Below are 18,600 nucleotides of genomic sequence, written 5' to 3'. Positions count from 1 at the left end.
ACTAGAACGTGTTCTAATGGTGCCAGCGTTCCAACGTCAAGTCGACTGCCATTACAGCAGGACACGTCGATTGTCCGGGGGCACGGAGGTGGAAGATTCCTGATCCGCGTGCGTATCGTTTTCCCCTAGTGCGTACTACGAAGGAGATGCCTGCCGCATGTCCGGCTCTTCGCTGCCAGCAGCAACAAGCTCAGGTTCGGGGTCAGATTCGACCGCCGGCCCTCGCCAGGTGATGAACGTGGCCGTTCTCGCCGAGTCCGAACTCGGCTCCGAGGCGCAGCGCGAACGACGCAAGCGCATCCTCGACGCCACTCTCGCCATCGCCTCGAAGGGCGGCTACGAGGCTGTTCAGATGCGTGCGGTCGCCGAACGCGCCGACGTCGCGGTGGGCACGCTCTACCGCTACTTTCCCTCGAAGGTCCACCTGCTGGTGTCCGCCCTGGGCCGCGAGTTCGAACGCATCGACGCCAAGACCGACCGCGCCTCGCTGGCGGGCGGCACGCCGTACCAGCGGCTGAACATCATGGTCGGCAAACTGAACCGCTCCATGCAGCGCAACCCCCTGCTCACCGAGGCCATGACGAGGGCCTTCGTGTTCGCCGACGCCTCCGCGGCGGGTGAGGTTGATCACGTCGGCAAGTTGATGGACTCGATGTTCGCCCGCGCGATGAGCGACGGTGAGCCCACCGAGGACCAATTCCACATCGCCCGCGTGATCTCTGACGTGTGGCTGTCCAACCTGCTGGCGTGGCTAACCCGCCGGGCCTCGGCGACCGACGTCAGCAAGCGGCTGGATCTGGCGGTCCGGTTGCTGATCGGCGACGGGGAACACCCCAAGATCTGATTCGGCGGGCCGGAGTGAAAGGCTCGTCGAGTGAGCCAGTCGACACATCTGCCTGCCGACCTCGTGCGTGCGCTGGATGAGGCGGCCGCGACACGTAGCCTGCTCGTCGCCTCCGACTTCGACGGCACCCTCGCCCCGATCGTCGACAATCCCGCCGACGCGCGCCCGCTGGCTGCTGCGGCAGAGGCCGTGATCGCGTTGGCGGCGCTTCCGTCCACCCATGCCGCACTGGTGTCGGGGCGTGCGCTGGCGGTGTTGCGCGAGTACTCGGGGATGCCGTCGAGCGTGCACCTGGTCGGGAGCCACGGCGCGGAATTCGACAGCGGCTTCGCCCTCGAGGTAGACGAGGCGCTGTTGTCTAGGATCGCCGCCGAACTTTCCGCGATCGCCCACGGGCGGCCGGGGGTCACCGTCGAGACCAAGCCCGCCAGCGTCGCGCTTCACGTGCGCAATGCCTCCGAAGCCGACGGAGCTGCGGCGCTGGCCGCAGCGCAGGCGATCGGTGAGGCATTGAGTGTCGAAATCACGTCGGGCAAGCGGGTTTTGGAATTCGCCGTGATAACCACCGACAAGGGCGAGGCTGTCGATCTCCTGCGTCGACAGACTGACGCCACGGCGGTGGTCTTCCTTGGTGACGACGTCACCGACGAGAAGGCGTTTCGTCGGATGCTCGACACGGACGTGGGCGTGAAGGTCGGCGCGGGTGACACGCTCGCGCGCTACCGGGTCGCGTCCCCGGAAGACGTCGCCGAGACGCTGGCCTACCTGGTGGAGCGACGGCGCTAGTGTGCGCTGAGATCGCGAATTCGCCTGTTCTGGAGCATTTTCACGATCTGGACGCACACTAGGCGGCAGGACCGGACGTCCGGCCGCGCACCAGCTCCGTCTCCAGCACCTCGATGACGGGCAGGCCCGAACGAGGCGGCCGGTGCAACAGGTAACCGGCGCGGCGGCCCTTCTCGACGCTGGGCTGCTTGACGGTGGTCAGGCCCCGTGCGAGAGCGTCCGGCACACCGTCGAAGCCGGTCACGGTGACCTGCCCCGGGACGTAGATGCCATGTGCGCGAAGATGATCCATCGCCGAGAGGGCGAGTACGTCGGTGTTGCACATCAGCGCCGTGATCCGGGGATTGACCTCGAGGGCCAGTTCGGCCGCCCGGCCGCCCGACGTCGGCAGATGCTCGTAGCTCTCCACGACCGTCAACGAACTTCCCTGCAGCCCAGCAGCTTCCATTGCATCGCGCACGCCTTGGATGCGCGCCCGCTGGACGTGGAAGTGCGGGGTACGCGTGCGATCCAGGTCGGCGACGGCGGCGGGGGCGTCGCCGTGCGGCCACTCACGTCCCAGCCGCATCGTGAGCAGCCCGATGTCCCGGTGCCCCAGCCCGATGACGTACTCCGCGACGCCGCGCATGGCGGCGCGGTCGTCGATGCACACCCGCGATGCGTTCGGCACGTCCTGGGGTTGGTCGACGACGACGATCGGTAGCGCACGTTGCGTGACCACCTGGAGATAGGGATCGTCATCGGACGCCGAGTAGACGACGAATCCGTCGACGCCAGCCGACAGGACCGCGGCGGTACCGTCGCTGACACTGCGATTCGGACCGGCTGCGACCAGGAGGAGACCCTGGCCCACCTCCTCACACGATTCGGCGAGGCCGGCGACGAAGTCGAGTGCCGCAGGGTCGCGGAACGAGTAGTTCAGCGGCTCGGTGAGCATCAAGCCGACCGCGCCGGCACGGCGGGTGCGCAGCGAGCGGGCGACCGGATCGGGTCCGGCGTAGCCCAGTTGCTTGGCGGTCGCCAGCACGCGTTCGCGAAGGTCGGCCGACAGTTGGTCCGGGCGGTTGTAGGCATTGGAGATCGTGGTCCGCGACACCTTGAGCTCGGCGGCCAGTGAAGCCAGGGTTGCCCGCCGACGTGGCGTAGGACCTCTGGACATGGTGCAGACGCTAGCGGATCGATCAGCGGCCGGTCAGGACGCTGTCCGCGTGGCGCACACCGGCGATGAGCCGCCCGGTTGCACCCGTCGCGCCGTCGTCGGCTGCCTGATCGGGGTCCGACGATTCGCCGGACCCCGACCAGGCAACGATGGAGCCCTCCCCCGCGGCTGGCGTCGACCCCCCAGACGACACCATCCCGAGCTCCGCCCTGGCAATCCGGACCTCCATGGGCCGGACCCTTGACTTCGGACACGCCAGGAGACGGTTCGGAACCCCCCGCGCCGTCGTCCCCCTCGTGACGTCGTCGAGCAATGATGAACCTCAACCAGCTCCGGGCGAATCGGGGATTCCCCTAGAGTTCAGCGCTCCGCGACCCCTTGGTGTCGCCCCGCGCGTCCAGGCACTGGGCTTTGCGCGTCCCCAGCCGATGCCCTACGCTCTAATGGAAATGGTTTTCATTAACATGAGGGAGATCGAGACGTGGCCCTTCGCGCCCCCGTTCGCACCGCACTGGCACTGACTCTCACCCTGCTCGGTCTCGGTGTCGCAGCCTGTGGAACGGCCTCGTCGCCGGACCCGTCGGGCCGCCCGACGGTGGTCGCCACCACCGACGTGTGGGGCAGCGTCGCCAAGGCGGTCGCAGGTGAGCACGCCGACGTGCGCTCGATCCTCGACAGTGTCACCGACGACCCGCACTCCTACGAGGCGACACCATCGGATGCCGCTGCGATCACCGATGCGACGCTGGTCGTTTACAACGGCGGCCACTACGACCAGTGGGCCGACGACATCCTGCTCGAGCACCAGGGCGTCACCGCCGTCAACGCGTACTCCCTGACGCCGGCTCAGTCCGACGGCCAGCCCGCGAACGAGCACGTGTTCTACGACCTCGCGACGGCCAAGGCGGTGGCCTCCAGCATCGCCGACCACCTCGCCACCGACGACCCGGCGAACGCGGATGCCTACCGCAAGAATGCGGCCACCTTCGGCACCGCGACCGACGCCATCGCCGAAACCGAGAGGGGAATCGGGCTCGAGCATCCCGGTGCCGCCGTCGTCTCCACCGAACCCGTGGCGCACTACCTGCTGGCCGGGGCCGGCATCACCGACCGCACCCCGGAGTCGTTCGCCAACGCCGCCGAAGAGGGTGACGATCCCTCGCCCGCCGACGTCGCGGCGATGCTGGACCTGATCGACGGCCGCCAGGTGTCGGCGGTCGTGGTCAACCAGCAGACCGAGTCACCGGTGACGAACCAGATCCAGAATGCCGCGGGCACGGCAGGCGTTCCCCTCGTCATGGTCACCGAGACGCTGCAGGACGGCCTCGACTACCTGCAGTGGCAGCGCAAGACGGTCCAGGACCTGGCCGACCAGCTGGACCGCGCTCCGGCAGTGACGCGATAGGGTCGCTTCGTGGCGACTGACGACTCGCCCGTAGTCGAACTCTCCGGCGCCCGCCTCGCCTTCGGCGCACGCGTCCTGTGGGACCACCTCGATCTCACGGTGCGCGCAGGCGAATTCCTCGCCGTGCTCGGCCCCAGTGGCACGGGCAAGACCTCCCTGCTGCAGGTCCTGCTGGGTCAGGTCCCGCTCAGCGGGGGCACCGCCGAGGTGTCGGGCGGTATCGGCTATGTGCCACAACACCGTTCGATGGACGGCGGACTGACCCTGCGCGGACGTGACCTGGTCGGGCTCGGGTACGACGGGCACCGGTGGGGCATCACCGGCCCACGCCAGCGGACGGCCCGACGCGCTGTCGTGACCCGGGCCCTGGAGCAGGTCAACGGAATTCACCTCGGCGAGGTCCCGGTCGGCGTGATGTCCGGCGGCGAGCTGCAACGGGTCCGCATCGCCCAGGCGCTGGCGACCGACCCGGCGCTGCTGCTGTGCGACGAACCGCTGCTCAACCTGGACCCGGCCAACGCTCGACTCGTCTCGGCGCTCATCGACCAGCGACGCCGGGATTCGGGCACCGCCGTGCTGTTCGTCACGCACGAGGTGAATCCCGTTCTCCCGTACGTCGATCGCGTGCTCTACCTCGTGGACGGTCGCTTCCGCGTCGGCACCGTGGCCGAGGTGATGACGTCGGAGACGCTCTCGGAGCTCTACCGGGCCGACATCGCGGTCGTGAAGATCGGCGGACAGTACGTGGTCGTCGGCGAACACTGCGAGAACCCACACGATCACTCGGGCCATGCCAGCGGACACGACCATGCCTGACCGCTTGGTCGAGCTGCTGGCCAACCTGTTCGCGTTCGACGTCACCGCAGACCTGCTTCGGCGCGACTTCGTCCAGCAGGCGCTGATCGCCGCGGCGCTGCTGGCGTTGCTCGCCGGGCTGATCGGGCCGTTCATCGTGATGCGGCAGATGTCGTTCGCGGTCCACGGATCCAGCGAGCTGTCACTGACAGGGGCGAGCTTCGCGCTGCTCACCGGCTTCAACGTCGGGCTCGGCGCCTTAGTCGGAAGTGCCTTGGCTGCAATACTATTCGGCGTCCTGGGCCAACGCGCGCGCGAACGCGACTCGGCGATCGGCGTCGTGATGGCCTTCGGCCTCGGCCTCGCGGTGCTGTTCATCCACCTCTATCCAGGTCGAACGGGAACCAGTTTCGCCCTGCTGACGGGGCAAATCGTCGGCGTCGGCTACTCCGGGCTCACGCTGCTCAGCGTGATCACGGTGCTCGTCGTGGCCGTGCTGGCGGTGAGCTACCGGCCCCTGCTCTTCGCCACCGTCGACCCGGACGTGGCGGCCGGGCGCGGGGTGCCGGTGCGCGCACTCGGCATCGTCTTCGCCGCCCTCGTCGGGATCGCCGCCGCCCAGGGCGTCCAGATCGTCGGCGCCCTCCTGGTGATGTCACTGCTGATCACACCGGCCGCCGCCGCGGCCCGCATCTTCAAGGCCCCCGGGGCGGCCATCGTCGCCTCGGTCGTCTTCGCCGAGATCTCGGCCGTCGGCGGCATCGTGCTGTCGCTGGCCCCAGGCGTCCCGGTCTCGGTGTTCGTCACGACGATCTCGTTCGCGATCTTCCTGCTGTGCTGGGCGATCGGCGGCCGGCGCGTCAGTCGCCGATAGCGACGGGACGGGCGGGTTCGCCAGACCACTGCGACCACGACCCGGGAAACAGGGCGACGTCGGTGCCGGTCACTGCGGCGGCCGCCACCACCACCGAGGCGGTGACACCCGACCCGCAGTACGCCCCGGTGACACCGGCCAGCGCAATGCCGAGGTCGTCGGCGGCAAGGAACGTCCCGTCGGCGGCGAGCAGCGAGGTGCTCGGCACGTTGACGGCGCCGGGAACGTGCCCGGCCACGGGGTCGACGGGCTCGACCTCCCCGCGAAACCGTTCCGGCGCCCGCGCGTCGGCCAACCGATGGCCCAACCCGGCGGCGTCATCGGCACTCGACGTCGGCATGCCACCCGCGTACAGGTCGTCGTGGGCGGTGGTCACGTCGCCGGGGTCGGGCATGACCACGCCGGTCTCCAGGGGGCCCGTCCACGCGGCCAGACCGCCGTCCAGGATGCGCACGTCGTCGAGACCCGCCGCCTTGAGCACCCACCAGGCCCTGGCCGAGCCCGCCCGGTTCCAGGCGTCGTAGACCACGACCGCGCACCCGGCATTCACTCCCCACCGCCGCGCCGCGGCCTGCAGCGCGGTCCCCGACGGCAACGGGTGCCTGCCCCGGCCCGGCACGCCGTGATCGGTCAGCTCGTCCTCCAGCGACACGTACACCGCACCGGGAACGTGGCCCGCCTCGTAGGCGGCCCGGCCGTCCGGCTGCGTCAATTGCCAGCGAACGTCCAGGATCACCGGCGGCTCCGAACTCGAGATGAGCTGCCGCAGTTCGCTTGCCGTGACCAGTACCTCGGTGCGCACGCCCATGAACGTACGCTGACCGCCGTGACCGAGCACGCGTTCAGCCCGGACGAGAAGCGGGCGGTGTACCGGGCCATCGACGAACGCCGCGACATGCGGCGCTTCGTGGCGGGCGCCACGGTGCCCGATGACGTCCTGACCCGGCTGCTGCGGGCCGCACACGCCGCGCCGAGCGTCGGACTGATGCAGCCCTGGCGGTTCCTCCGCATCACCGACCACGGGCTGCGGCTGCGCATCCACGGCCTGGTCTCCGACGAGCGCGAACGGACCGCGCAGGCCCTGGGAGCGCGCGCCGCCGAGTTCCTCCGCCTGAAGGTCGAGGGCATCCTCGAGTGCGCCGAACTGTTCGTCGTCGCCCTCGGTGACGATCGAGGCCGCCACGTCTTCGGTCGACGGACCCTGCCGCAGATGGATTTGGCCTCGGTGTCGTGTGCCATCCAGAATCTGTGGCTGGCGGCGCGGGCGGAGGGTCTGGGCATGGGCTGGGTGTCGATCTTCGATCCGCTTCGGCTCGGTGCCTTGCTCGGCATGCCCGACGACGCCGAACCGGTGGCGATCCTGTGCCTGGGTCCGGTGCCCGACTTCCCCGACCGCCCGGTGCTCGAGATCGATCGGTGGACGGTCGGCCGGCCGCTGGCCGAGTTCGTCTCGGAGAACGGCTGGTCGGATGCGCCCGTCGCCACCGTAGGCTTGCCGACGTGTCCGCCGTGACCGTCGACATCAACGCCGACCTCGGTGAGGGCTTCGGGGTGTGGCGCCTCGGCGACGACGACGCCATGCTCGACGTCGTCACCAGTGCCAACGTCGCATGCGGCTTCCACGCCGGCGACCCGGCCGGCCTGCTGCGCGTGTGCGAGGCCGCAGCACGACGCGGGGTTCGCATCGGAGCACAGGTGAGCTATCGCGACCTCGCCGGCTTCGGTAGGCGATACATCGACATGACACCCGAGGACCTCGCGGCCGACGTGATGTATCAGATCGGTGCGCTGCAGGCGCTGGCCACCGCGGCGGGATCGCTGGTCAGCTACGTGAAACCGCATGGGGCGCTGTACAACACGATCGTCACCGATCATGGTCAGGCGGCTGCGGTAGCCCGGGCGGTGCGGGCCGTGGATCCCCGCCTGCCGGTGCTGGGCCTGGCCGGATCGGCATTCTTCGCCGCGGCCGAGCACCACGGCCTGCGGACCGTGCCGGAGGCCTTCGCCGACCGGGCCTACCAGCCCGACGGGCGACTCGTGTCACGGCGCGAACCCGGTGCCGTCCTCGACGACGTCGAGCTGATCGCGGACCGGGTGGCGTCGATGGTCGGCCACGGCAACGTTTCGGCCATCGACGGATCCACCATCCCGATCACCGTGGAATCCATTTGCGTGCATGGAGATTCGCCGGGTGCCGTGCAGATCGCCACCGCCGTCCGCGATCGGCTCACCGCGGAGGGCGTCGCATTGCGGGCGTTCACCTGATGCGGCTCAAGCTCGGCCGGCCCGATCTCGCCGACTACCGCGGTCGGTTCGACCAACCGGCGGCCACACCGTCGTCCCCGCTCACCGTGACCTGGGCGGGCGTCACCACACTGCTCATCGACGATGGCGATTCGGCGGTGCTGACCGACGGCTTCTTCACCCGCCCCTCGCTGCCGACCGTCGGCTTGCGCAAGCTGGTCCCGTCGCTCCCCCGTATCGAGGGATGCCTGACCCGTCTCGGCGTCGAACGTCTCGACGCCGTCCTGCCCGTCCACACCCACTACGACCATGCGATGGACTCGGCGGTGGTCGCCCAGCGGACGGGCGCGAAGCTGGTCGGCGGTACGTCGGCCGCCCACCTCGGCCGTGGCGCCGGTCTATCCGACGACCGGCTCGTCGTCGTCACCCCCGGGGAACCAGTGTCGTTGGGCGCCTTCGACGTCACGCTCGTCGTCGGTGACCACTGCCCACCCGATCGCTTCCCCGGCGTCATCGGCGGCCCGGTCGTACCACCCGTCAAGGCGTCGGCCTACCGATGCGGAGAGTCGTGGTCGACGCTGATCCACCATCGCGCGTCGGACCGTCGGATGCTCGTCATCGGAAGTGCGGGCTTCGTCCCCGGTGCCCTTCGGGGGTATCGTGCCGACGTCGTCTATCTCGGGGTGGGACAACTGGGCTTGCAGCCCGAGCGCTACCTGATCAACTACTGGAACGAGGCGGTGCGCACGGTCGGCGCACGGCGAGTCGTGCTGATCCACTGGGATGACTTCTTCCGCCCGCTGCACGAGCCGCTACGCGCGCTGCCCTACGCCGGTGACGACCTCGACGCATCGATGCGAATGCTGACCGGGCTGGCAGCCGAAGATGAGGTGCCCCTTCATCTTCCGACACTCTGGGAACGTGCTGACCCGTGGATCTGACGCTAGCGCTCGTCGCGCTGGCGGTGGTGCTGGCGTTCGCCATGTTCCGGCCGAGGGGCTGGCCGGAAGCCGTGGCGGCCGTGCCGGCGGCGGGCTTGCTCATCGCACTCGGGGTGGTCACGCTCGACGAATCCCTGGCCGAGATCACCGAACTGCTGCCCGTCGTCGGATTCCTCGCCGCGGTGCTGGTGTTGGCGAAACTGTGCGACGACGAAGGTCTGTTCCACGCTGCCGGGGTCGCCATGGCCCGCCGCAGTACGGGCAGACCGCAGCGGCTCCTCGGGACGGTCTTCGCCATCGCCGCGACGACGACCGCGGTCCTCAGCCTCGACGCGACCGTCGTACTGCTGACCCCGGTCGTGCTGACCACGGCCCGCACACTCGGCATCCCGTCGCGCCCCCACGCCTACGCCACCGCGCACCTGGCCAACACGGCGTCCCTGCTGCTACCGGTGTCCAACCTGACGAACCTGCTCGCCTTCAGTGCGGCGGGTCTGACCTTCGCTCACTTCAGCGCCGTGATGGCGTTGCCCTGGCTCCTCGCGATCGCTGCGGAATACGTTCTGCTGCGCTGGTTCTTCCGTCGCGATCTGCGCGAGGAGCCCGCCGCCGCGGTCACTCCTCCGCCGGCGGAGTTGCCGATCTTCGTCCTCGTCGTGCTGGCCCTGACCCTGGCCGGTTTTGCCGTGACGTCGCTTCTCGACATCGCCCCGGCCTGGGCAGCGCTTGCGGGTGCGGTCGTGCTCGGGGCGCGCGGGCTGATCCGCCGCACCACGACGGTGTCACGCATCACGGTGGCCGCCAACGTGCCCTTCCTGGCGTTCGTGCTGTGCCTCGGCGTCGTGGTGACCGCGGTGATGGCGCACGGCCTCGACGACGCGATGCGCCACGTGCTGCCGTCGGGCACCACGCTGCCCGCGCTGCTCGGCATCGCCGTCGCCGCTGCGCTGCTGTCCAACGTCGTCAACAACCTGCCCGCCGTGCTCGTCCTGCTGCCGCTGGTCGCGGGGATTGGACCGGCCGCAGTGCTCGCGGTGTTGATCGGGGTCAACGTCGGACCCAACCTCACCTATCCCGGGTCACTGTCGAACCTGTTGTGGCGCAGCGTGGTTCAGCGCGAACGCCTCCCCGCGAGCTTCCTCGAGTTCAGTCGCGTCGGGCTCCTTACGGTCCCGGTCACGCTCGGGGTCGCGGTCGTCGGTCTGTGGGCGGCGATCCAGCTGATCGGGGTCTGACGTGGCCTCACCCCAGTCCCTGCGTGCGCTCGATGCGCTGAACGTCTTCCTCGCCTATCACCAAACCCGGCGGTGGATGCCTCTAGCGCCGCTGCCTAGCGATCTCCGCCAGCACCACGCCCGCCGCGACGGACGCGTTCAGCGACTCGGTCGGCCCGGCCATCGGGATCGACACGATGGCATCGCAGTTCTCGCGCACCAGCCGTGACAAACCCTTGCCCTCCGAGCCGACGACGACGACCATCGGTCCCCGGCAGTCCAGTTCGTCGAGTTGGGTGTCACCGTCGGCGTCGAGACCCACCACCAGAAGGCCCTCGTCGGCCCAACTCTTCAGCGTCCTGGTCAAATTCGTCGCCCGCCCGACGCGGAGCCGCGCCGCGGCGCCCGCACTCGTCCGCCACGCAACGGCGGTCACCGACGCCGAACGGCGCTGCGGGATCAGGACGCCGTGGCCACCGAACGCCGCGACCGATCGGACGATGGCGCCCAGGTTGCGGGGGTCGGAGATGTTGTCCAATGCCACCAGGAGGGCGGGCGTGGCATCCGCGGTCGCCGCCCGCAGGAGGTCGTCGGGGTGCGCGTAGTCGTAGGGCGGCACCTGCAGAGCGATGCCCTGATGCAGCCCGTTCGAGCTGATGCGGTCGAGATCGTGCTTCTGCACCTCGAGGATCGCGATGCCCTTGTCGGCCGCCCGCTGCACCGACTCCGTGAGCCGTTCGTCGGACTCGGTTCCGAGGACCACCCACAGCGCGGTGGCGGGCACCCCCGCACGCAGGCACTCCAACACGGGGTTGCGCCCGAGGACGACCTCGGTCTCGTCGGTCTTCTTGTGGCGCCCCTGGTCCTTGCGGGCGGCCGTCGCGGCCCGCTTGCCCGCGGGGTGGTGTGGCCGGGCGCTGGCGGGCGGGGTGGCGCCCTTGGCCTCCAGCCCGCGACGACGCACGCCGCCCGAGCCGATGGTCGGACCCTTCTTCGTGCCTGCCTTGCGCACCGCTCCGCGCCGCTGGGAATTGCCTGCCATTGCTATGCCCCTCTGTCGGGCGAACCCGACTTGCCGTCTGCGTCCAGAAGCGCCCACTGCGGCCCGTCGGCGGTGTCGGTGACGTCGATGCCGGCCGCCTTGAGCCGGTCGCGGATTTCGTCGGCCTGCGCCCAGTCTCGTTGTTCGCGGGCCGCAGCGCGACCCGCCAGCGCCCACTGGACCAGTTCGTCGATCGCAGCGAGGGCAGCCGACGTCTCGTCGCGCGACTCCCAACGCTCGTCGAGCGGATCGCAGCCGAGGATGCCCATCATCGCCCTGATGGACCTCGCGTGGGTCATCGCCATGTCGTGATCGCCCGCGTCGAGGGCGCGGTTGCCCTCGGCGCGCGCGGCGTGCACCTCGGCCAGCGCCGCGGGCACGGCCAGATCGTCGTCGAGCGCGGCGCCGAACTTCACGGTCCAGTCACCGGGCACGATCGTTCCCACGCGACTACGCACCCGGTGCAGGAACTCCTCGACACCGGTGTAGGCCTTGACCGCATCCTGAAGAGCGTTCTCGGAGAACTCCAACATCGACCGGTAGTGCGCGCTGCCTAGGTAGTAGCGCAGTTCCGCGGGTCGGACACGCTGGAGCACGGCCGGGATCGCAAGCACGTTGCCCAGCGACTTGCTCATCTTCTCGCCACCCATGGTGACCCAGCCGTTGTGCATCCAGTACTGGGCGAAGTCGTCACCCGCGGCACGCGCCTGGGCGATCTCGTTCTCGTGGTGCGGGAACACCAGGTCCATTCCGCCGGCGTGAATGTCGAACGCCGGGCCGAGATACGTCTCGCACATCGCGACGCACTCGGTATGCCAGCCGGGGCGGCCGCGGCCCCACGGCGTCGGCCACGACGGCTCGCCCGGCTTGGCGCCCTTCCACAGCGTGAAGTCGCGCGGGTCGCGCTTACCCGTCGCGACGCCCTCGCCCTGGTGCACGTCGTCGATGCGGTGGCCGGACAGTTTGCCGTAGTCGCGGAAGCTCAAGACGTTGAAGTACACGTCGCCGTCACCGGTATAGGCGTGCCCCTCGGCGAGGAGGCGCTCGATCAGCTCGACCATCTGCGTGATGTGTCCGGTGGCCCGCGGCTCGGCCGACGGCGGCAGCACGCCCAGCGCGTCGTACGCCGCGGTGAACGCGCGCTCGTAGGTGGCGGCCCACTCCCACCACGGCCGGCCGGCGTCGGCAGCCTTGTTGAGGATCTTGTCGTCGATGTCGGTGACGTTGCGGATGAAGGCGACGTCGAAGCCCTTCGCGGTCAGCCAGCGACGCAGCACGTCGAACGCGACACCACTGCGGACGTGGCCGATGTGGGGCAAGCCCTGGACCGTGGCGCCACACAGGTAGATCGAGGCATGGCCGTCGCGCAACGGGACGAAGTCACGCACCACACCCGTCATGGTGTCGTGGAGTCGCAGGGGCGGAACGGTCACGACGGGCCAGCTTACCGGCCCGTCAGGCGTCAATCGTCAACCCCGGTTGCCTGCTGCTCGCGCGAGCGCTCGTCGGCAACTACCAGAGCGGTCGCAATCGCCGCCAGGCCTTCCCCGCGGCCGGTGAGACCGAGCCCGTCGGTGGTGGTCGCCGATACCGATACCGGACCACCCAGGAGTTCGGACAGCAACTGCTGCGCTTCGTCGCGACGTGGTCCGACCCTCGGCTCGTTGCCGATCACCTGGACGACCGCGTTGCCCACGCGGAAACCGTTGGTCCGCAGGAGGCCCCGCACGTGGCGCAGCATGTCCGATCCACTGACGCCTCGCCACTCGGCGCGGGCGGTCCCGAACACACTGCCGAGGTCGCCGAGTCCGGCAGCGCTCAGCAGCGCATCGCAAAGAGCATGCGCGGCAACGTCTCCATCGGAATGCCCCGCACAACCGTCGGCATCATCGAATGACAGGCACAGCAACCAGCACGGCCGACCAGCTTCGATCGGGTGTACGTCGGTGCCGAGACCAACCCTAAAGTTCATCGTCATCCGCACGCCGTTTCACTACCGTCCAACGGACGCGCCCGAGGACGTCAGGAAGCGGCGGCCAGAACTTCGTCGAGCATGCTCTCGGCCTTTTCCTCATCGGTGTTCTCGGCCAGAGCCAGCTCACCAACCAGAATCTGCCGCGCCTTGGCCAGCATGCGCTTCTCGCCCGCGGACAGCCCGCGCTCCTGATCACGACGCCACAGATCGCGAACGACCTCGGCGACCTTGTTCACGTCACCGGAGGCCAGCTTCTCGAGGTTCGCCTTGTAGCGGCGCGACCAGTTGGTCGGCTCCTCGGTGTGGGGAGCACGCAAGACCTGGAAGACCTTGTCGAGACCCTCCTGACCCACCACGTCACGAACGCCGACGTACTCCGCGTTGTCGGCGGGAACTCGAACGGTGAGATCGCCCTGAGCGACCTTGAGGACGAGATACTCTCGCTGCTCGCCCTTGATGGTCCGGGTTTCGATCGCCTCGATCAATGCAGCACCGTGATGTGGATAGACAACGGTGTCTCCGACCTTGAAAATCATCAGATTCGAGCCCCTTTCACAAACCAATGTTAGCACGGGGCTAAGACACGCGTTGCGCAACTATGCAGGTCAGGGGCACGGCAGGTGAAGACTAGGGGTTGACACCGTAAAGAATCCATGCAACAACCACCCAGTTCGGCAAACCCGCGCCGACTGATCGCGAGGTGCCGAAGACCGCACCTCGCCAGCGATCTCGCGCCCCGGGTCAACCCTCGACTTCCACCCGTCACCACCACCTACTACTCTGCATAGTCGACACACGGGACGTTCCTCACGGCCGTCCCGTCGCCCGAGCAGGAGGCCAGAGTGACGCCCTTGAAAACCCGGTCTTCCGCCGTCGCACTGGCCGCTCTTGGCGCGGCCGCGGTCCTCACCCTGTCCGGTTGCAGCGCCGGCCAGATCTCGCAGACGGCCAGTCAGCAGCCTGCGGTCAACGGCACCCTCGCCTGGGTGGGCGACTCCTCCAGTGGGATTGCGCTGCGCAACGTCCACCTGCGCGTCGATCAGACCTCCGACTACGTGCGCCCCGGCGGTGACGTCGAGCTGTTGTTCGTCGCGGTCAACGAGTCAACCGAGACCGGTGATCGCCTGGTCTCGATCACCTCCGGCATCGGCACCGTGCGCCTGACCGGCGACCTCCAGGTGCCCGCCGGCGGGACCCTGGTGGTCGGGACGCCCGACGGTACGCCGAGCCCGCTGGACGCCACCGAGGCAGCCGAGACCGCGCAGGCCTCGGTCCAGTTGACCCAACCGATCAGCAACGGGCTCAACTACCCGTTCACCTTCACGTTCGAGCGTTCGGGCCAGAAGGAGCTCGTCGTGCCGATCTCCGCGGGCGAGGCACCCCGCCGCGAGGCCCCGGCCCAGGCGAGCGGCGAAACCGACACGAACGGCGGCTAGCTCCGACGCCGACGTTCTGTCGGTGCCGACGGATACCGTCAGCACGTGGCGAAGGTGAGTTCGAAGGCACGGTCCCAACACCGCTGTTCGGAGTGCCAACACGTCACCGCCAAGTGGGTTGGTCGATGCCCGGATTGCGGCAGTTGGGGCACGGTCGATGAGATCGCGGTCCTGACCCCGATCGCGGGTTCGGGATCGCGTGCCGTCGCACCCAGCTCACCCGCCGTGCCGATCAGTTCGATCGACCTGGGATCCACCAAGCACTTCGGCACCGGAGTCAGTGAACTCGACCGCGTTCTCGGTGGGGGCCTCGTGCCGGGCTCGGTGACGCTGCTGGCCGGTGATCCTGGGGTCGGCAAGTCGACGCTGCTGCTGGAGGTCGTGCACCGGTGGGCGATGACCGGGCGTCGGGCGCTGTACCTCTCCGGCGAGGAGTCCGCGGGCCAGATCCGGATGAGGGCCGAACGCACCGGCTGCACCCACGACGAGGTCTTCCTCGCCGCCGAGTCAGATCTGCAGACCGCGCTCGGCCACATCGAACAAGTCCGGCCGACCCTGATCGTCGTCGACTCCGTGCAGACCATGTCGACCACCGAGGCCGACGGCGTCCCTGGCGGCGTCACCCAGGTCCGCGCCGTGACCACGGCCCTGACGATGGCGGCGAAGACCACCGGCGTGGCGATCATCCTCGTCGGCCACGTGACCAAGGATGGCGCCATCGCGGGACCGCGTTCCCTCGAGCACCTCGTCGACGTCGTGCTGCACTTCGAGGGTGACCGGACATCGGCCCTGCGAATGGTGCGCGGCGTGAAGAACCGCTTTGGCGCTGCCGACGAGGTTGGCTGTTTCCTGTTGCACGACAATGGAATCGAATGCGTCGCCGATCCGTCGGGTCTATTCCTGGACCAGCGGCCGCAACCGGTATCCGGCACCTCGGTGACGGTGACACTCGACGGCAAACGGCCGCTCATCGGCGAGGTGCAGGCCCTGATCGGCTCGGCCTCCGCGGGCAATCCGCGTCGCGCGGTCAGCGGTATCGACTCCGCGCGGGCGGCGATGATCACCGCGGTCCTGGAGAAGCGCGCCAAGCTGAACGTCGGTCAGAACGACATCTACCTGTCGACGGTCGGCGGGATGCGGCTCACGGATCCGTCCTCGGATCTGGCGGTCGCGTTGGCGATCGCCTCGTCCTACTCCGACATCCCGATGCCGACGACGGTGGTGGCCATCGGCGAGGTCGGCCTCGCGGGCGACCTCCGCCGCGTGACGGGCATGGACCGGCGCCTCGCCGAAGCGGCCCGCCTCGGGTTCAGCACTGCCATCGTGCCGCCCGGTTGCAAGGACGTTCCCGCCGGTCTGACCGTCATGCCGGCCGACGACATCTCGGGGGCATTGCGGGTTCTGCGGACCATCGCGGACAATGGCGGCCGGAGCAGGAAGGGTCGATCGCCGTGAAGGCTGCCAGGACAACGCGCGGCAACGTCGTGCAACTCGCTCGACCGACGCTGCGGGAGACCCTCGGTCAGCTCGCGCCGGGAACCGCACTCCGGGACGGGCTGGAACGCATTCTGCGTGGCCGCACCGGCGCTCTCATCGTCCTCGGGTACGACGACTCGGTCGAGGCGATCTGCGACGGCGGCTTCGCCCTCGACGTCGCCTACGCACCCACCCGGCTGCGCGAGCTGTCCAAGATGGACGGCGCCGTCGTGTTGTCCAGCGACGGCACCCGCATCCTGCGCGCCAACGTCCAGCTGGTGCCCGACCCGTCGATCCCCACCGAAGAGTCGGGCACGCGGCACCGGTCCGCCGAGCGCACCGCCGTACAGACTGGTTATCCCGTTGTCTCCGTTAGCCATTCGATGAGCATCGTGACGGTGTACGTCGAGGGTGAGCGGCACGTCGTCCCCGATTCGGCGACCATCCTCTCGCGCGCCAACCAGACGATTGCGACGCTGGAGCGCTACAAGGCGCGGCTCGACGAGGTCAACCGTCAGCTCTCGACGGCCGAGATCGAGGACTTCGTCACGTTGCGCGACGTGATGACCGTGGCACAGCGGCTGGAGATGGTGCGCCGCATCAGCCTCGAGATCGATGCCGACGTCGTCGAACTGGGGACCAACGGGCGCCAGCTGAAATTGCAGCTCGAGGAGCTGGTCGGTGACAACGACACCGCCCGCGAACTGATCGCGCGCGACTACCATGCCGCGCCGGATCCACCGTCCACGGCGCAGGTGGTGGCCACGCTCGACGAACTCGATACCCTCAGCGATAACGAGCTACTCGACTTCACCGCTCTGGCAAGGGTTTTCGGCTATCCGTCGACGCTCGAGGCGCAGGACTCCGCCATGAGTTCCCGCGGCTACCGCGCGATGGCCGGCATCCCGAGGCTCCAGTTCGCGCACGTCGACCTCTTGGTCCGTTCCTTCGGCTCGCTTCAGGGTGTCCTTGCTGCCAGCGCCAACGATCTGCAGTCCGTGGACGGGATCGGCTCGATGTGGGCCAGGCACATCCGCGAGGGGCTGTCCCAGCTCGCCGAGTCGACGATCGCCGACCAGTTGGCCTGACCGAGTCGGCTGGCGCTACCGCCCGTCACTGACTCGGCCGCGCATCGCCGGTGAGCTGGGTGCCCTCTCCCCGACCAGCTGCTGGAGCGGGCGACCGGCGGTCTCGCGCATCGTCAGAATGGTCGCGAAAGTGATGATCGCTGCGGCGATGACGTAGTAGGCGGGCGCAATGACGCTGCCGGTGGTGGCCACCAGCCATGCGGCGATGTAGGGCGTCGTTCCGCCGAAGACCGCGACCGACGTGTTGTAGCCGATGGCGTAGCCGCTGGAGCGCACCCGGGTGGCGAACAACTCCGCACCCGCCGACAGTGCCGCGGATGCGAAGACTGCCTCGATCGCCGCCAGGGCGGCGTGCGCCGTGATCGCGGCAGTCAGCGATCCCGAGGTCACAACAGAAACAGCGGGTAGGTCAGGACCCCGAAGGCGACCGACCCAGCGGAGTAACCCTTCCCCGTTGCGGGGAGGTAAACAATCCGCAGGCCCCGCGGCGATCGGCGCCGAAGGCGTCAGTTGCCTGCCGGTGCCGGGGTCTCCTCGGCGGGGGCGGGGACGTCCGCGGGGGCTGGCGGTGCCTCACCTGCGCCCGCGGCGGCCGGTTCGGCAAGGACGAAGGGCACCGTCGCCGACCGGAGATTGCCCAGTTGGACCACCAGGTTGTACGTCCCCGGCCCGATCGGTTGCCGTGGCAGCGGGCAGTTCGCCGCCGACCCCATACCGGTCCAGGTCACCTCGGTGGTCACCTGCTCGCCGGGGTTGAACGTCTTGACCAGCGTCTCGTTCGACGGCGCACAGTCGAGGTTGGACCAGAGCCGATTGTTGTCGAGTCCGTACACGTAGGCCGCCAGCACCGCGGCCCCGACGTCACGCTGGCACGCCACCAGGCCGATGTTGGTGACGACCATGGTGAACTTCGGCTGATCGCCGACGACGTAGTCGGGCTGGCTGGTGATGCCCTTGACCGCGAGGGTGGAGTCGGGGCAGTCGTCGCCCTCCTTGAGGACCGGCGGCGGTACGACGGCCTCGACGGGCGTCGGAGTGGGGGCCGGCGATTGCTGGGCGGGCGGCAGGATCGGGGTCTTGACCTCGGGGTTCGCCCCGGGGAGCTGCGGGGAGGACGCGGCGGCCGACGTAGTGGGTTGCGTACCGGCCGAGTCTCCGCCGGTGCTGTTGGTGAACACCACCACGACGACGGCGATCACGATGACGATGACTAGCGCCCCAACACCAAGCGCGAGAAACCGCCTGCGCCGATAGATCTCCGGCGGCAACGGGCCAAGCGGTTCAGTTTCCAGCACGAATCTACGGTAAGGGCAGGTCACAC

General features: G+C 68.9%; 20 protein-coding genes and 1 pseudogene. 12 read left to right on the top strand and 9 right to left on the bottom strand.

From position 1 onward, the window contains the following. The first annotated feature begins 157 nt into the window (after positions 1-157). Together kstR and otsB are read left to right on the top strand one after the other, a co-directional pair. On the top strand, positions 158-844 hold the full coding sequence (kstR, locus tag QUE68_RS03190) for a cholesterol catabolism transcriptional regulator KstR (protein ID WP_284224487.1): 687 nt from the start codon (positions 158-160) through the stop codon (positions 842-844). A 30-nt stretch (positions 845-874) separates the two neighbouring features. Next, entirely contained in the window at positions 875-1,630 is a 756-nt protein-coding gene (gene otsB, locus QUE68_RS03185) for a trehalose-phosphatase (protein ID WP_284224486.1), read from the top strand. 58 nt (positions 1,631-1,688) lie between these two features. Here otsB and QUE68_RS03180 read toward each other — a convergent pair whose 3' ends face one another. Next, positions 1,689-2,789 carry a LacI family DNA-binding transcriptional regulator gene (locus QUE68_RS03180; protein WP_284224485.1) on the bottom strand — a complete coding sequence of 367 codons (1,101 nt, stop codon included), beginning with the start codon at positions 2,787-2,789 and terminating at the stop codon, positions 1,689-1,691. A 22-nt stretch (positions 2,790-2,811) separates the two neighbouring features. Then, complete coding sequence (locus tag QUE68_RS03175; RefSeq protein ID WP_284224484.1) at positions 2,812-3,018, bottom strand: hypothetical protein; 207 nt, start codon at positions 3,016-3,018, stop codon at positions 2,812-2,814. 252 nt (positions 3,019-3,270) lie between these two features. On the opposite strand from QUE68_RS03175, the gene QUE68_RS03170 reads away from it, so the two are divergent. From QUE68_RS03170 to QUE68_RS03160, 3 genes are read left to right on the top strand one after another with little or no spacing between them, the layout of a single operon-like run. Beyond that, positions 3,271-4,194 carry a metal ABC transporter solute-binding protein, Zn/Mn family gene (locus tag QUE68_RS03170; RefSeq protein WP_284224483.1) on the top strand — a complete coding sequence of 308 codons (924 nt, stop codon included), beginning with the start codon at positions 3,271-3,273 and terminating at the stop codon, positions 4,192-4,194. Between the two features lie 9 nt (positions 4,195-4,203). Then, on the top strand, positions 4,204-5,010 hold the full coding sequence (locus QUE68_RS03165) for a metal ABC transporter ATP-binding protein (protein WP_286275145.1): 807 nt from the start codon (positions 4,204-4,206) through the stop codon (positions 5,008-5,010). Beyond that, a complete protein-coding gene (locus QUE68_RS03160) occupies positions 5,003-5,863 on the top strand; it encodes a metal ABC transporter permease (RefSeq protein WP_284224481.1) in 861 nt (286 codons plus the stop codon). The genes QUE68_RS03165 and QUE68_RS03160 overlap by 8 nt, the downstream gene beginning before the upstream one ends. Here QUE68_RS03160 and QUE68_RS03155 read toward each other — a convergent pair. Continuing rightward, positions 5,850-6,671: a sulfurtransferase gene (locus tag QUE68_RS03155; RefSeq protein ID WP_284224480.1), complete on the bottom strand. Its 822-nt coding sequence runs from the start codon at positions 6,669-6,671 to the stop codon at positions 5,850-5,852. The two genes, QUE68_RS03160 and QUE68_RS03155, sit on opposite strands and share 14 nt — an antisense overlap. 18 nt (positions 6,672-6,689) lie before the next feature. Between QUE68_RS03155 and bluB the strand changes: the two genes are divergently transcribed. Genes bluB through QUE68_RS03135 form a run of 4 tightly spaced genes read left to right on the top strand, consistent with a single transcriptional unit; the run spans position 6,690 to position 10,283 of the window. Further along, positions 6,690-7,376, top strand: a complete 687-nt coding sequence (bluB, locus tag QUE68_RS03150; RefSeq protein ID WP_454786210.1) for a 5,6-dimethylbenzimidazole synthase — start codon at positions 6,690-6,692, stop codon at positions 7,374-7,376. Continuing rightward, on the top strand, positions 7,364-8,128 hold the full coding sequence (locus QUE68_RS03145; RefSeq protein ID WP_284224479.1) for a LamB/YcsF family protein: 765 nt from the start codon (positions 7,364-7,366) through the stop codon (positions 8,126-8,128). Before bluB ends, QUE68_RS03145 begins: the two co-directional genes overlap by 13 nt. Further along, positions 8,128-9,048, top strand: a complete 921-nt coding sequence (locus QUE68_RS03140) for an MBL fold metallo-hydrolase (protein ID WP_284224478.1) — start codon at positions 8,128-8,130, stop codon at positions 9,046-9,048. The genes QUE68_RS03145 and QUE68_RS03140 overlap by 1 nt, the downstream gene beginning before the upstream one ends. Next, positions 9,045-10,283, top strand: coding sequence for an SLC13 family permease (locus tag QUE68_RS03135; protein ID WP_286275732.1), 1,239 nt, complete (start codon positions 9,045-9,047; stop codon positions 10,281-10,283). The genes QUE68_RS03140 and QUE68_RS03135 overlap by 4 nt, the downstream gene beginning before the upstream one ends. Before the next feature lie 82 nt (positions 10,284-10,365). Here the strand turns inward: QUE68_RS03135 and rlmB are convergent, their stop codons facing one another. From rlmB to carD, 4 genes are all read right to left on the bottom strand, one after another. Continuing rightward, a complete protein-coding gene (rlmB, locus tag QUE68_RS03130; protein WP_284224476.1) occupies positions 10,366-11,304 on the bottom strand; it encodes a 23S rRNA (guanosine(2251)-2'-O)-methyltransferase RlmB in 939 nt (312 codons plus the stop codon). A 2-nt stretch (positions 11,305-11,306) separates the two neighbouring features. Continuing rightward, complete coding sequence (cysS, locus tag QUE68_RS03125; protein ID WP_286275730.1) at positions 11,307-12,704, bottom strand: cysteine--tRNA ligase; 1,398 nt, start codon at positions 12,702-12,704, stop codon at positions 11,307-11,309. A gap of 62 nt (positions 12,705-12,766) precedes the next feature. Beyond that, positions 12,767-13,282, bottom strand: coding sequence for a 2-C-methyl-D-erythritol 2,4-cyclodiphosphate synthase (gene ispF / locus QUE68_RS03120; RefSeq protein WP_284224474.1), 516 nt, complete (start codon positions 13,280-13,282; stop codon positions 12,767-12,769). Between the two features lie 44 nt (positions 13,283-13,326). Continuing rightward, positions 13,327-13,815 carry an RNA polymerase-binding transcription factor CarD gene (carD, locus tag QUE68_RS03115; RefSeq protein ID WP_284224473.1) on the bottom strand — a complete coding sequence of 163 codons (489 nt, stop codon included), beginning with the start codon at positions 13,813-13,815 and terminating at the stop codon, positions 13,327-13,329. 306 nt (positions 13,816-14,121) lie between these two features. Between carD and QUE68_RS03110 the strand changes: the two genes are divergently transcribed. The 3 genes from QUE68_RS03110 to disA are packed head-to-tail and all read left to right on the top strand — an operon-like array spanning position 14,122 to position 17,279. Continuing rightward, the gene (locus QUE68_RS03110) at positions 14,122-14,715 is read left to right on the top strand and encodes a hypothetical protein (RefSeq protein WP_284224472.1); all 594 of its coding nucleotides are present in this window, start codon (positions 14,122-14,124) and stop codon (positions 14,713-14,715) included. Positions 14,716-14,760: 45 nt separating this feature from the next. Beyond that, positions 14,761-16,170 carry a DNA repair protein RadA gene (gene radA, locus QUE68_RS03105; protein WP_284224471.1) on the top strand — a complete coding sequence of 470 codons (1,410 nt, stop codon included), beginning with the start codon at positions 14,761-14,763 and terminating at the stop codon, positions 16,168-16,170. Continuing rightward, positions 16,161-17,279, top strand: coding sequence for a DNA integrity scanning diadenylate cyclase DisA (gene disA / locus QUE68_RS03100; protein ID WP_284230624.1), 1,119 nt, complete (start codon positions 16,161-16,163; stop codon positions 17,277-17,279). The genes radA and disA overlap by 10 nt, the downstream gene beginning before the upstream one ends. A gap of 15 nt (positions 17,280-17,294) precedes the next feature. On the opposite strand, the pseudogene QUE68_RS03095 reads toward disA, so the two are convergent. After that, positions 17,295-17,716: pseudogene (locus QUE68_RS03095) on the bottom strand (MFS transporter); the annotation flags it as partial. A 69-nt stretch (positions 17,717-17,785) separates the two neighbouring features. Continuing rightward, positions 17,786-18,574, bottom strand: coding sequence for a hypothetical protein (locus QUE68_RS03090; RefSeq protein ID WP_284224470.1), 789 nt, complete (start codon positions 18,572-18,574; stop codon positions 17,786-17,788). Between the last annotated feature and the right edge of the window lie 26 nt (positions 18,575-18,600).

Source organism: Mycolicibacterium sp. TUM20985, from assembly GCF_030295745.1.
GTDB lineage: Bacteria > Actinomycetota > Actinomycetes > Mycobacteriales > Mycobacteriaceae > Mycobacterium.
Note: the sequence above shows the minus strand (reverse complement) of the source record. Positions and strands in the feature narration are given on the sequence as shown.